The following is a 12,841-nucleotide window of genomic DNA, read 5'->3' on the forward strand; positions in this document are numbered from 1 at the left end:
ACCTGGAGCCGCCGCATGCCGTACGCACTTCCCGCCGCCCGCGCGCTGGGCCTGACCCTGGTGCTGCTGAGCGCGGCACCGACGGCCCTGGCCGCCGAGGGCTGGTCCGTCGTGCCGGCCGCGGGCGGCACGGCCGGCGGACGGCCCTCCGTCTACGCGGAGGGTGCCCCCGGCACGGTCCTCCAGGACGCGGTGTCCGTGCTCAACCCCGGGACGCGGCCCGTCACGGTCCGGCTGCGCGGCGCCGACGCGGACGACACGGCCGACGGCGCCTTCGCGGTGCGCGGACGGGCGGCGGACACGGGCGCGTGGATCGCCTTCGCCGGACACGCGGACGGCCGCAGGACCGCGGTGCGCGAGCTGTCCGTACGGGTACCGGCGCACACCCGCGCCGACGTGCCGTTCACCATCGGCGTCCCGGCCGCGGCCGCGCCCGGCGACCATCCCGGCGCGATCGTCGCGAGCGGCGGCGGCCGCACCTCGGCGGTCCGGGTCCGGCTCCGGGTGCCCGGACCGGCGTTGTCGGCGCTGACGGTGGAGCACGTCAGGGTGGGCGGCGGCAGGATCTCGTACGAGCTGGTCAATCGCGGCACCACGGTCCTCGCTCCGCGGCTGGCCGTGCACGCCGGCGGGGTCTTCGGCACCCTGCTCGACCGCGGCCCGCGCGCGCTGCCCGTCGAGCTCCCGCCGGGCCGCCGGGTCACGCTCCACGAGCCGTGGACCGGCCCGCCGGCGTTCGACGCGGCGAAGGTGCGGCTGACGGTGACGGCGGCGGGCGGGGTGCGCGCGACCGGGACCGCGGAGGTCCGGCCGGTGCCGTGGGCCGCGGTGGCCGCCACGACGGGCGCCCTCGTGGTCCTCCTGGCCGCCCTGTCCGTCGTACGGCGCCGGAAGCGGGCCGGGATGCCGGGGCCGGGGCGCCGCGGACGCCGGGCACGGGACGACGGGACCGGCGAACACAGCGGCACGGAGGTCGAGTTGACGGGAGCGGTGTCGTGAGCGTCCTGGACGGCAAGATGCGGGCGGCGGCGCTGGGGCTGGTGCTGGCCCTCGCGATGGTCCCGGCGGTGCTGGGCTCGGCGGGATCGGTGTCGGCCGCCGGGAAGCCGGTCGTCACGCTGTCCAGGTCCGAGGCGGGAACCGGTGGTTCGATCACCGTGACCGGCGGCGGATGGCGGCCCGGGACGCTGCTGATGATGCTGATCTGCGGGCAGTCCGTGCCCTCGCGCGGGGTCATCGGAGGCACCAACTCCTGCGCCAACGCCGACGGACGGGCCGTCACCACCGACGCCAAGGGCGGCTTCAGCAGGAAACTGCCGGTCACCGAGCCGCCCAGGCCCTGCCCCTGCGTGGTGCACGTCGCCACCGTCACCGGGGAGAAGGCCGAGGCCGACGCCGTCTTCATGGTGGCCGGCCACGCGGTCGAGCCGCTGCCGAATGAGGAGAGCGGCGGCCGCATCTCGATGCTGACCGACCCCCGGCTCGACGGGTCCAGTGGTCTGCTGACCTGGTTCGGCTCACCGCCCTCGCGCACCCTCGTCCTCACCGTCGGCAACGTCGGCACCAGCCCCGTGAAGGACCCGGTCTTCCAGGTCGGCACCGCCCACGGGGTGTTCGCCCCGCAGTGGGAGGAACAGCAGTGGCGCGGCAGCATCGCGCCCGGCCGCAAGGCACAGATCAGACTCCCGGTCGAACTGTCGGCCGGGGCGCACGGCGACTACACGATCTCGCTGAAGTACGGCGGGAAGGTGCTCGCCGAGCAGCCGTGGGGCGTGGGCCGCCCCTGGGGAGTCACCGTCTTCTGGATCCTGCTCTGCGTGGTCGTCCCGGCCGCCGTGTTCCGTGTCGGCATGGCCGTGGTGGACCGGGTGCGCCCCCGCAGGTCGACCGGACGGGCCGGACGGCACCGGGGACTGCGGCCGGGCGAGCTCACCCTGCGCCTGCCCTGGATTCACCCCGCCCCCCGGACACCGGCGGACGACTCCGCCTCCCCGGTTCCCGCCCTGCCCTGGTTCACCCCGGAGACCGATCCGGGGACCGGGACGAACGGTCAGCTCTCCGCACCGCACGAGAACGGTCCGACGACGCAGACGAGAAAGGGGCATACGTGAGCACGCAACGGAGAGTGGTACGGGCCGGAGGCCGCAGAGCGGGCGCGGCCGGGGTCGCGCTGATGCTCGGCGGTGCGGGCATCCTGCTGGCGGTGGCCGCCGTCCCCGCGCAGGCCGCCGAGGTGTCGTACAGCACGGAGTGCATCCCGCCCGCGATCTCCGGGCTGCCCGCCGTCCAGGGCACCACGAAGGTGGAGATCACCGCGCCCGCCGAGGCGAAGGTGGGCGACGAGGTCACCATCACCTGGAAGTTCACCCAGGCCGCCTCGAAGAACCCCGACGTCCTCGACCTCGACGCGAACACCGTCAAGCCCACCGGGACGCTGAAGGCGGGCGGCGCGCAGACGGCGGCCGTCGCGATGGAGGGACCGCGCGAGAACCCCGCCATCCCCAAGAACAGCGCCATGAAGCTGTCCGACATGACGGGCAAGCTGAAGCTGACGACGGCGGGCGATGTCACGCTCACCCCGGACGCGTACAACATCAACGTCAGCAAGCCGATCTCCACCGACACCAAGTGCACGCCCAAGGAGGCGGTGAGCCCCTCGGCGACCATCAAGGTGACGAGCGGTGGTTCGGGCGGCACGCCGACGCCGACGCCGACTCCCACCCCCACGCCGACGCCGACCCCGACGGCGCCGAGCGGTTCGGCCACCCCGTCGCCGAGCGGCAGCGGGACCGACGGGGGCGGTGACACCGGCGGGTCCGGCGGACAGACCGACTTCACGGGCAAGGAGGTCTCCGTGCCCTACGCCTGCAAGACGCCCATCGGAGACAAGAACGCCACCTCGGCCGTCCAGATCAACGCCAAGAAGAGCGGCGGGAGCTTCGCGCTCACGGTGCAGTTCAAGGCGTCGGTGATGGACAGCCCGGCGGACATCCCCGCGGACTCCGTGAAGCCGTCGATGGAGGTGGTCCTGGGCGGCGCCGACAAGGGCACGGTGCATGTGGAGGGTCCGACGAACTCCGCGCCCATCAAGTCCGGCGACCCGATCGAGATCCCCGATCTGACGGGCACCTACAAGCCGGGCGCGACCGGCAGTTCGACCCTGTCCCCGGGAGTCCTCACCGTGATGGCCCTGGGCACGACGACGACCTGCACCCCGGGCAAGTCCGAGGTCTCGCTGACCCTGGACACCTCGCAGCAGGCGAGCGGCGCCTCGGGCGGCGGCTCCACCTCGTCCGGCTCCGGTTCCGCCGGCACGTCCTCCAGCGGCGGCCTGGCGGAGACGGGCTCCGACAGCCACAGCGCCCTCCAGGCGCTCGGACTGGTGGCGGGCACGGTCGTGCTGCTGGGCGGTGCGGTCTTCACCTTCATGCCGGGCCGCCGCCGGACACGGTGAGCGGCACGCGCTGATCCCCGTGACCCCCGACCCGGTCCCCGCCCCGGCCGCCGGCCGGCCGCGGGAACGGCGAAGGGCCGCCGCACCGAACGGTGCGGCGGCCCTTCGCCGTGCTGTGGAGCCGACGTCAGCGGACGTCGCCCATGAGCGTCTTGACCTTCTTGCGGTACATCCACACCGCGACACCGGCGATCACGGCGAGCGCGGCCTCCAGGGCGACGATGCCCGTCTTGTTGAGGTCGACCTCGGCGATGGAGAGCAGACCGGTCGTGGCGTCACCGGCGGTGACGGCCAGGAACCAGACACCCATCATCTGGGAGGCGTACTTCGCCGGAGCCATCTTCGTGGTGACGGAGAGGCCGACCGGGGAGAGCGTCAGCTCACCGACGGTCTGCACGAAGTAGATCGCCACCAGCCACATCGCGGCCGCCTTGTGACCGCCCTCGGCGATCGTCAGCGGGGCCAGGAAGAGGAAGAACGACGCGCCGATCAGGATCAGACCCGAGGCGAACTTCGTCGCCGTGCTCGGCTCCTTGCCGCGCTTGTTCAGCCACAGCCAGGCCCAGGCGAAGACCGGGGCCAGCGCCATGATCATGACCGGGTTGACCGACTGGTACCAGGAGACCGGGAACTCCCAGCCGAAGATGGTGTTCTTGGCCGACTCGTCGGCGAAGATCGACATCGTCGAGCCGCCCTGGTCGTAGATCATCCAGAAGACGGCGGCGGCGACGAAGAACCAGATGTACGCGGACATCTTCGACTGGTCGGCGCGGTCCAGGGACTTGTCGCGCTTGATGCGCCCGATGACCATGACCGGGATGACCAGGCCGGCGATCGTGATCGGGACCAGCAGCCAGTTCAGCGTGTAGTGGCCCGAGAAGCCGACGATCGCGTAGAACACGACGGCGACAGCGGCCCACAGCGCGGACTTGCGCAGCGTCGAGGACTTCTCCTCGGCCGTCAGAGGCGTGGGGACCTCGTGCGAACGGGCGCTGAGGTGACGGCCGCCGAGCAGGTACTGGATGAGACCCAGCGCCATGCCGAGCGCGGCGAGGGCGAAGCCCAGGTGCCAGTTCACGTTCTCGCCGACGGTGCCGATGATCAGCGGGGCGGCGAAGGCGCCGAGGTTGATGCCGACGTAGAACAGCGTGAAGCCACCGTCACGGCGCGGGTCGTCCGGGCCGTCGTAGAGGTGGCCCACCATCGTGGAGATGTTGGCCTTCAGCAGACCGGAACCGATCGCCACGAGGCCGAGGCCCGCGTAGAAGGTGCCGGAGGAGGGCAGAGCCAGCGTGAGGTGGCCCAGCATGATGATCAGACCCGCGACGGCGACCGTCTTGCGGGGGCCGAGGACACGGTCCGCGAACCAGCCGCCGGGCAGGGCGAGCAGGTACACGAGGGAGAGGTACACGGAGTAGATCGCGGTCGCGGTGGCCGCGCTGAGGTGCAGGCCGCCCGGTGCCACCAGGTACAGCGGGAGCAGTGCCTTCATCCCGTAGTAGGAGAAACGCTCCCACATCTCGGTCATGAAGAGAGTGGCCAGTCCGCGGGGGTGGCCGAAGAAGGTCTTCTCGGAGCCGGAGATTCCCGGGGAAACCGAGTCCTTCGTCAGGCTGGACGCCATGGTCGATCCTTGCTGGTCGGGACGCGCTGTTGGGGGGTCCCCTCACTCACGCGGACAGCGGGAGCTCGGGGGAATACGCGCCCATGGGGGGCGGCCGGCACCGGCGGGGTCCGGCGTCCCTCCCCACGCCCATGGGGAGTCCGCTACGGCATTGCCGGAGCGGCGGACGGCGACCACCGGGATCCACGCCCGGAACGCGTCAGCGTGTCCGGGCCCGGCCACAGGTCTTTCCTTCGAGGCTGGCTGACACCAGCCCGCACACAGAAGAGACCTTCAGCATCAAGTTCGAGCCAAAGGTCCCGATGTGGTGCAACAGGCGTCTGGTCACCATACGACATCGCAATGCCCCATATGGAAGGACTTGAGACATGGATCACAGGCAATCATGGAACCGCGAGCGATCTTTCGAAGGTGTCATCAAGGATCGCATCGCACACCCGCAGGTAAGAAACACCCGGACGGAGGGTGTGAATCCCACGGGCGGATCACTGCCCGGGCGTGCTGCACGGCGGACTACCATCACCCCATGACCCGTGTACTGCTCGCCGAGGACGACGCGTCCATCTCGGAGCCGCTGGCCCGTGCCCTGCGCCGGGAGGGTTACGAGGTCGAAGTCCGCGAGGACGGACCCACCGCGCTCGACGCCGGCATGCAGGGCGGCGTCGACCTGGTCGTCCTGGACCTCGGACTGCCCGGCATGGACGGCCTGGAAGTCGCCCGCCGGCTCCGCGCCGAGGGCCACACCGTGCCCATCCTCATCCTCACCGCGCGCGCCGACGAGGTGGACACCGTCGTCGGCCTCGACGCGGGCGCCGACGACTACGTCACCAAGCCGTTCCGGCTGGCCGAACTGCTCGCCCGGGTCCGGGCGCTGCTCCGGCGCGGCGCCGCCGAGCCCCAGCAGCCGCCCGCCACCCACGGCGTGCGCATCGACGTCGAGTCGCACCGCGCCTGGATGGGCGACGAGGAACTCCAGCTCACGGCGAAGGAGTTCGACCTCCTGCGGGTCCTGGTGCGCGACGCGGGCCGCGTCGTCACCCGCGACCAGCTCATGCGCGAGGTCTGGGACACCACGTGGTGGTCCTCCACCAAGACGCTCGACATGCACATCTCCTGGCTGCGCAAGAAGCTCGGCGACGACGCCGCGAACCCCCGCTACATCGCGACGGTACGAGGGGTCGGCTTCCGCTTCGAGAAGAGCTGAGGCTCCGGGCCGGTCCGGTCCGGCCGGCGTGGAAAACCCGCGCCCCGGACCGGTGACCGGCTCGGCCCGCAGCGGCGAGCGTGCACACTGGTCCCGGTACAGCCATCTGCCCGGAGGGCCCCGTGCGTCGCCGTCTGATCCAGTCCACCCTCGCCGTCGTCCTCGTGGTGATCGCCGTCTTCGGCGTCTCGCTCGTCATCGTCGAGACCCGCACGATCAGCAACAGCGCCCAGGAGCGCGTGGACTCCGAGGCGCTGCGCCTGGCCAGCATCGTGGACAGCCGCATCCTCGGCGACGAGAACATCTCCGGCGACACGTTCAAGAACCAGGTCACCGACCGGCGCTACGCCGTCATCAGGATCCCGGGCCGCGACCCCATCGAGGTCGGCAGCCAGCCCACCGGCGACGTCATCCAGTACACCGCCAGGGGCGAGTCGGGTGAGACCGTCACCGTCCAGGAGCCCCGCTCCTCGGTGACCAAGGAGGTCGGCCGCACGCTCCTGGTCATCGGAGCCGTCGCCCTCCTCGCGATCATCGCCGCCGTCCTGCTCGCCGTACGCCAGGCCAACCGTCTCGCCTCCCCGCTCACCGACCTCGCCGAGACGGCGGAACGGCTGGGCTCGGGCGACCCCCGCCCGCGGCACAAGCGCTACGGCGTCCCCGAGCTCGACCGGGTCGCCGACGTCCTGGACGGCAGCGCCGAGCGCATCGGCCGCATGCTCACCGCCGAGCGCCGCCTCGCCGCCGACGCCTCCCACCAGCTCCGGACACCGCTGACGGCGCTCTCCATGCGGCTGGAGGAGATCACCCTCACCGACGACCCCGACACGGTCAAGGAGGAGGCGACCATCGCACTGACGCAGGTGGAGCGCCTCACCGACGTGGTCGAGCGGCTGCTCACCAACGCCCGCGACCCGCGGACCGGCTCCGCCGTCTCCTTCGACCTCGACGAGGTCATCAAGCAGCAGCTCGAGGAATGGCGCCCCGCCTACCGCAGCTCCGGCCGCGCGATCGTCAGCTCCGGCAAGCGTCATCTCCAGGCGGTGGGAACCCCGGGCGCGGTCGCCCAGGTCCTCGCGGCACTGATCGAGAACTCCCTCATGCACGGCGGCGGCACCGTCGCGTTGCGCACCCGCGTGACCGGCAACCAGGCCGTCATCGAGGTCACCGACGAGGGCCCCGGCGTCCCCACCGACCTCGGCGCCCGCATCTTCGAGCGCACCATCAGCGGCCGCAACTCCACGGGAATCGGTCTCGCCGTCGCCCGCGACCTCGCGGAGGCGGACGGCGGCCGGCTGGAGATGCTCCAGGCCCAGCCGCCGGTCTTCGGCCTGTTCCTGTCCCGCACCCCGCACAAGCGCCCGCCCCGCCTCGCCGAGGACGACGAGGAGCGCACGGTCAGGTAGGGCACGAGGATCGCGCGGTCAGGCAGGGGATCGCGAGGCAGGGGATCCCACGGTGAGGCCGGGGGCTCGGGGCAGGGGACCGCGCGGTCAGTTCACGCGGGCCCGCGGACGGCGCGTCCCGGGCTCAGGCTCCTCGTCCAGGAACGATTCGGCGCTGGCCACGGCCTCGCGGGCCGGAAGCGCCCGGAACACCCAGGTGCGGTAGGACCAGAAGCGGAAGAGCGTCGCGACACCGATGCCGAGGAACTTGAAGACGTTGCTCTGCAGCGGGCTGTCCCAGCCGAAGCCGTACGTCGCCACGTACAGCACGCCGTTCTCGATGACCAGGCCCACCGCGCTGAACAGCAGGAACAGCGTCAGTTCCTTCGTGCGCCCGCCCTTGTCGCGGTCCCGGTAGGTGAAGTAGCGGAACCCGACGTAGTTGAAGGCGATCGACACGACCGTGGCGATGACACTGGCCCGCACGACCTGCAGGTCCGTGAGGTGGCGCACCAGGTTGAACACGAGCAGGTTGACGAGCAGCCCCGCACCGCCCACCGCGCCGAACTTGGCGACCTCCCGGAAGAGCAGGTCGAAGCGGCGCCGAACCGCGCTGCGAGGCCCGGTATGAGGCCCCGGTGTAGCACTGCCCATGGTCTTGCCAGCCCCTGTCGGTGGGTCTCGTCGTGTGCCGCGCCGGTGAACGCGCGGTGGAATACGCCAACCAGCCCATGCTAACCAGCGCTCCCGCACGGTGCCTGTGCATGTGCTCACAGGTAAGAAAAGAGCCGGTCACCGGAAGGGAAAATCGGGCGAATCGCCGCGGAAATCGGCCAGGGTGGCGCGGCCGATACTCTTGGAGCGTGACGTTCCCGGTAGTCGGCATGGTCGGCGGTGGCCAGCTCGCTCGTATGACACACGAGGCGGGCATCCCGCTCGGCATCAAGTTCAAGCTCCTCAGTGACACTCCACAGGATTCCGCGGCGCAGGTCGTCGGCGAAGTCGTCATCGGCGACTACCGCGACCTCGACACGCTGCGCGACTTCGCGCGGGGCTGTGACGTGATCACCTTCGATCACGAGCACGTCCCCACCGAGCACCTGCGGGCCCTGGAAGCGGACGGCATCCCCGTCCGGCCGGGCCCCGACGCGCTCGTGCACGCCCAGGACAAGGGTGTGATGCGCGCGAAGCTCGACGAGATCGGCGTGCCGTGCCCCCGGCATCGCATCGTGACCGACGTCGCGGACGTGGCCGCGTTCGCGGCGGAAGGCCTCGCGGAGGGGGAGGAGGGTGACGGCTTCCCGATCATCCTCAAGACCGTCCGCGGCGGCTACGACGGCAAGGGCGTCTGGTTCGTCCGCTCCCTGGAGGAGGCCGCCGACCCGTTCCGCGCCGGCGTCCCCGTCCTCGCCGAGGAGAAGGTCGACTTCGCCCGCGAACTCGCCGCGAACGTCGTCCGCTCCCCGCACGGCCAGGCCGTCGCCTACCCCGTCGTCGAGTCCCAGCAGGTCGGCGGCGTCTGCGACACCGTGATCGCCCCGGCCCCCGGCATCGCCGAGGAGCTGGCCCTGGAGGCGCAGGAACTGGCACTGCGCATCGCCAAGGAACTCGGGGTCGTCGGCCACCTGGCCGTCGAGCTCTTCGAGACCCGCGACGGACGCATCCTCGTCAACGAACTGGCCATGCGCCCGCACAACTCGGGCCACTGGACCCAGGACGGCGCGGTCACCTCCCAGTTCGCCAACCACGTCCGCGCGGTCCTCGACCTCCCGCTCGGCGACCCGCGCCCGCGCGCCACATGGACCGTCATGGCGAACGTCCTCGGCGGCGACTACCCCGACATGTACTCCGCGTACCTGCACTGCATGGCCCGCGACCCGCAGCTCAAGATCCACATGTACGGCAAGGACGTGAAGCCCGGCCGTAAGGTCGGCCACGTCAACACCTACGGCGACGACCTGGACGACGTCCTTGAGCGCGCCCGGCACGCAGCCGGCTACCTGAGAGGCACGATCACCGAATGAGCCCCGTTGTAGGCATCGTCATGGGTTCGGACTCCGACTGGCCGGTCATGGAGGCCGCCGCCCAGGCGCTGGACGAGTTCGAGATCCCCTACGAGGTGGATGTCGTCTCCGCGCACCGCATGCCGCGCGAGATGATCGCGTACGGCGAGCAGGCCGCGGAGCGCGGGCTCAAGGCGATCATCGCGGGCGCCGGCGGGGCCGCCCACCTGCCCGGGATGCTGGCCTCGGTCACCCCGCTGCCCGTCATCGGCGTGCCCGTCCCGCTCAAGTACCTCGACGGCATGGACTCGCTGCTCTCCATCGTGCAGATGCCGGCCGGCGTGCCGGTGGCGACCGTCTCCGTCGGCGGCGCCCGCAACGCGGGTCTGCTGGCCGCCCGGATGCTCGCCGCCCACGACGAGGAACTCCTCGGCCGGATGCGGGAGTTCCAGCAGGAACTGAACGACCAGGCCACCGAGAAGGGCAAGCGGCTGCGCGCCAAGGTCGAAGGCGCAGCCGGCGGCTTCGGCTTCGGGAAGTGACGCGGATGCCGTCGTCCTCCCTGCCCTCGATCGACCGCGCCCGCGCCCTGCTCGACGAGTTCCCGGTCGTCGACGGACACAACGACCTGCCCTACGCGCTGCGGGAGCAGGTCCGCTACGACCTCGGCGCCCGTGACATCGCCACCGACCAGAGCGCCCACCTGCACACGGACCTGGCCCGACTGCGCGCGGGCGGCGTCGGCGCGCAGTACTGGTCGGTGTACGTCCGCTCCGACCTGCCCGGCGCCCTCACCGCGACACTGGAACAGATCGACTGCGTACGGCAGCTGATCGACCGGTACCCGGCCGACCTGCGCGGCGCGCTGACGGCCGCGGACATGGAGGCGGCCCGCGCCGAGGGCCGTATCGCCTCGCTCATGGGCGCGGAGGGCGGTCACTCGATCGACAACTCCCTCGCCGCCCTGCGCGGGCTGTACGCGCTCGGCGTCCGCTACATGACCCTCACCCACAACGACAACAACGCCTGGGCGGACTCGGCGACGGACGCTCCCGTCGTGGGCGGCCTGTCCGCCTTCGGCCGCGAGGTCGTACGGGAGATGAACCGCGAGGGCATGCTCGTGGACCTCTCCCACGTGGCCGCGACGACCATGCGCGACGCGCTCGACACCTCCGTCGCGCCGGTGATCTTCTCGCACTCCTCGGCCCGCGCCGTGTGCGACCACCCGCGCAACATCCCGGACGACGTGCTGGAGCGGCTGCCCGCCAACGGGGGAGTGGCGATGGTGACGTTCGTGCCGAAGTTCGTCCTCCAGGCGGCGGTCGACTGGACGGCGGCGGCCGACGACAACATGCGCGCGAACGGCTTCCACCACCTCGACACCACCGCCGAGGCCATGAAGATCCACCGGGCCTTCGAGGAGGACAACCCGCGCCCGATCGCCACCGTCTCCACGGTCGCCGACCACCTCGACCACATGCGCGAGGTCGCCGGCATCGACCACCTCGGCATCGGCGGCGACTACGACGGCACGGCGTTCACCCCGGCCGGACTGGACGACGTCTCGGGCTATCCGAACCTGATCGCCGAGCTCCTCGACCGCGGCTGGTCCTCCACGGACGTGGCCAAGCTGACCTGGCAGAACGCCGTGCGCGTGCTGGGCGCGGCGGAGGACGTCGCCCGCGACCTCCGGTCCCGCCGGGCGCCGTCGAACGCGACGCTGGAGCAGTTGGACGGCTGAGGACTGATCGGCTGACGGCACATCGAGTTGCCGGGCCCCGGACTCCGGGACCCACGAAGGCGCCCGGGCTTCCCGCCCGGGCGCCTTCCGCGTGCGCCCGGCAGGTCGGTGGAAGCGGTGGGCTACCCCGAACGCCGCATCCACCAGGAAGCGCCCCGGGCCCCGTGCCACGGTGGCGGTAACACCGCTGGTGATCACCGCTGCCCACACTCCGGAGCCTGTCATGGCAGACCTGCAGGACGAACTGCACTCCACCGCCGAGGTGGGAGAGCTCGATCCGCCCGCTGCCTGGCCCGACACCGAGGCGCTGCCCGCCGACCCCCTCCTCGCAGGCGCCACGGCCCTCGTCACCGGCTCCGGTGCCCCGGACCGCGTCCGGGACCGCGCCCCGGCGGGAGCCGACGGCTCCGACCCGCTGGCGCGGGCCCGTACGTTCCTGGCCGGCAACCCCGTCGCCGACGGCTACAGCGGACTCCCCTGGGCCCTGCGCCACCTGCCCTGGTTCGATCTGGAGCTCGGCGAGAGCGCCGTGGACACGGACCTGCCGCGCCTGCGCGAAGGACACGTGGGCGCCCTGTTCTGGTCGCTGCACCTGCCCAGGGGCCTCGCCGGGGACCGGGCCGTCGGCGCCACCCTGGAGCAGCTCGACCTGGCGAGGACCGTGATCCACGCCCACCCCGAGGGCCTGCGGGCCGCGTGCGGAGCCGGTGAGGTCGCCGACGCCCGCAACCGCGGCCGCGTCGCCGTCGTCCTCGGCCCGGCCGGAGCCGCCGCGCTCGGCGACTCGCTCGGCATCCTGCGCGCCCTGCACACGCTCGGCCTGCGCGTCCTCACCCTCGCCGGCGCCTCATGGGCGCGTGAGACGGGCCTGACCCGGTTCGGCGAGGAGGTGCTGCGCGAGATGAACCGGCTCGGCGTCCTCGCCGACCTCTCCGGCAGCTCGGACGCCACGATCGGCCGCGCCCTGGCCGCCTCCAAGGCCCCGGTCCTGTTCACCCGCTCGGCCGCCCGCGCCCTGCGCCCCCACCCGTCGAACCTGTCCGACGAGGTCCTGGCCGAACTCGGCTTCGCCAAGGGCCTGTGCATGGTCCCGCTCACCGCCGAACAGACCGGCCCGTCCGTCCGGGACGTCGCCGACCACCTCGACCACGTCCGCGCGCTCGCCGGCGCCGAGTGCGTCGGCCTCTCGGGCACGTACGACTCCGGGACCGCCCACCCGCAGGACCTCGCCGACGCCTCCTGCTATCCGCACCTGATCGCGGAGCTCATCACCCGGGGCTGGTCCGGCTCCGACCTCGCCCTGCTCACCTGGGGAAACGTCCAGCGCGTGCTGCGCGGCGCGGACTTCACCGCCCGCGCCGCGCAGCACCGCAGGCCGCCGTCCTCCGCGAGGATCGCCGACCTGGACGGCTGACCGCCGCCGGGTCCGT

The 12,841-nt window shown here is 72.0% G+C and carries 11 protein-coding genes; 9 read left to right on the forward strand and 2 right to left on the reverse strand.

Annotated features, from left to right (window positions below; all coding sequences use genetic code 11):
• Positions 1-15: 15 nt before the first annotated feature.
• The 3 genes from ACFRIC_RS29750 (at position 16) to ACFRIC_RS29760 (ending at position 3,454) form a co-directional block, all read left to right on the forward strand.
• Positions 16-999 carry a hypothetical protein gene (locus ACFRIC_RS29750; protein ID WP_382791930.1) on the forward strand — a complete coding sequence of 328 codons (984 nt, stop codon included), beginning with the start codon at positions 16-18 and terminating at the stop codon, positions 997-999.
• A 17-nt stretch (positions 1,000-1,016) separates the two neighbouring features.
• Positions 1,017-2,111 (forward strand): hypothetical protein, encoded by a 1,095-nt coding sequence (locus tag ACFRIC_RS29755; RefSeq protein WP_382792095.1) that lies wholly within the window; start codon positions 1,017-1,019, stop codon positions 2,109-2,111.
• 62 nt (positions 2,112-2,173) lie between these two features.
• Complete coding sequence (locus ACFRIC_RS29760; protein ID WP_382792098.1) at positions 2,174-3,454, forward strand: hypothetical protein; 1,281 nt, start codon at positions 2,174-2,176, stop codon at positions 3,452-3,454.
• A gap of 127 nt (positions 3,455-3,581) precedes the next feature.
• On the opposite strand, the gene ACFRIC_RS29765 is transcribed toward ACFRIC_RS29760, so the two are convergent.
• On the reverse strand, positions 3,582-5,078 hold the full coding sequence (locus ACFRIC_RS29765; RefSeq protein WP_382791933.1) for an oligopeptide:H+ symporter: 1,497 nt from the start codon (positions 5,076-5,078) through the stop codon (positions 3,582-3,584).
• 526 nt (positions 5,079-5,604) lie between these two features.
• Here ACFRIC_RS29765 and ACFRIC_RS29770 point away from each other — a divergent pair.
• Both ACFRIC_RS29770 and ACFRIC_RS29775 read left to right on the forward strand, forming a co-directional pair.
• The gene (locus ACFRIC_RS29770; protein WP_018566970.1) at positions 5,605-6,282 is read left to right on the forward strand and encodes a response regulator transcription factor; all 678 of its coding nucleotides are present in this window, start codon (positions 5,605-5,607) and stop codon (positions 6,280-6,282) included.
• A gap of 122 nt (positions 6,283-6,404) precedes the next feature.
• A complete protein-coding gene (locus ACFRIC_RS29775) occupies positions 6,405-7,688 on the forward strand; it encodes an ATP-binding protein (protein ID WP_382791936.1) in 1,284 nt (427 codons plus the stop codon).
• Between the two features lie 87 nt (positions 7,689-7,775).
• On the opposite strand, the gene ACFRIC_RS29780 is transcribed toward ACFRIC_RS29775, so the two are convergent.
• A complete protein-coding gene (locus tag ACFRIC_RS29780) occupies positions 7,776-8,321 on the reverse strand; it encodes a GtrA family protein (RefSeq protein ID WP_382791939.1) in 546 nt (181 codons plus the stop codon).
• Between the two features lie 209 nt (positions 8,322-8,530).
• Between ACFRIC_RS29780 and ACFRIC_RS29785 the strand changes: the two genes are divergently transcribed.
• The 4 genes from ACFRIC_RS29785 to ACFRIC_RS29800 all read left to right on the forward strand — a co-directional run bounded on the left by ACFRIC_RS29785 (position 8,531) and on the right by ACFRIC_RS29800 (position 12,825).
• The gene (locus ACFRIC_RS29785) at positions 8,531-9,691 is read left to right on the forward strand and encodes a 5-(carboxyamino)imidazole ribonucleotide synthase (protein WP_382791941.1); all 1,161 of its coding nucleotides are present in this window, start codon (positions 8,531-8,533) and stop codon (positions 9,689-9,691) included.
• Positions 9,688-10,212: a 5-(carboxyamino)imidazole ribonucleotide mutase gene (gene purE / locus ACFRIC_RS29790; protein WP_103550685.1), complete on the forward strand. Its 525-nt coding sequence runs from the start codon at positions 9,688-9,690 to the stop codon at positions 10,210-10,212. The genes ACFRIC_RS29785 and purE overlap by 4 nt, the downstream gene beginning before the upstream one ends.
• Before the next feature lie 5 nt (positions 10,213-10,217).
• Complete coding sequence (locus ACFRIC_RS29795) at positions 10,218-11,411, forward strand: dipeptidase (protein WP_382791944.1); 1,194 nt, start codon at positions 10,218-10,220, stop codon at positions 11,409-11,411.
• A 223-nt stretch (positions 11,412-11,634) separates the two neighbouring features.
• Complete coding sequence (locus ACFRIC_RS29800; protein WP_382791947.1) at positions 11,635-12,825, forward strand: dipeptidase; 1,191 nt, start codon at positions 11,635-11,637, stop codon at positions 12,823-12,825.
• The last annotated feature ends 16 nt before the right edge of the window (positions 12,826-12,841 follow it).

Origin of the sequence: Streptomyces sp. NPDC056738, from assembly GCF_042790435.1 — a bacterium.
Classification (GTDB): domain Bacteria; phylum Actinomycetota; class Actinomycetes; order Streptomycetales; family Streptomycetaceae; genus Streptomyces.

Bases quoted from the DNA above. Each gene is read 5' to 3' on its own strand.
- ACFRIC_RS29800 (WP_382791947.1), top strand. From the start codon at position 11,635: ATGGCAGACCTGCAGGACGAACTGCACTCCACCGCCGAGGTGGGAGAG.
- ACFRIC_RS29780 (WP_382791939.1), bottom strand. From the start codon at position 8,321: ATGGGCAGTGCTACACCGGGGCCTCATACCGGGCCTCGCAGCGCGGTT.
- ACFRIC_RS29750 (WP_382791930.1), top strand. From the start codon at position 16: ATGCCGTACGCACTTCCCGCCGCCCGCGCGCTGGGCCTGACCCTGGTG.
- ACFRIC_RS29755 (WP_382792095.1), top strand. From the start codon at position 1,017: ATGCGGGCGGCGGCGCTGGGGCTGGTGCTGGCCCTCGCGATGGTCCCG.
- ACFRIC_RS29795 (WP_382791944.1), top strand. From the start codon at position 10,218: ATGCCGTCGTCCTCCCTGCCCTCGATCGACCGCGCCCGCGCCCTGCTC.
- ACFRIC_RS29765 (WP_382791933.1), bottom strand. From the start codon at position 5,078: ATGGCGTCCAGCCTGACGAAGGACTCGGTTTCCCCGGGAATCTCCGGC.
- ACFRIC_RS29770 (WP_018566970.1), top strand. From the start codon at position 5,605: ATGACCCGTGTACTGCTCGCCGAGGACGACGCGTCCATCTCGGAGCCG.
- purE (WP_103550685.1), top strand. From the start codon at position 9,688: ATGAGCCCCGTTGTAGGCATCGTCATGGGTTCGGACTCCGACTGGCCG.
- ACFRIC_RS29760 (WP_382792098.1), top strand. From the start codon at position 2,174: ATGCTCGGCGGTGCGGGCATCCTGCTGGCGGTGGCCGCCGTCCCCGCG.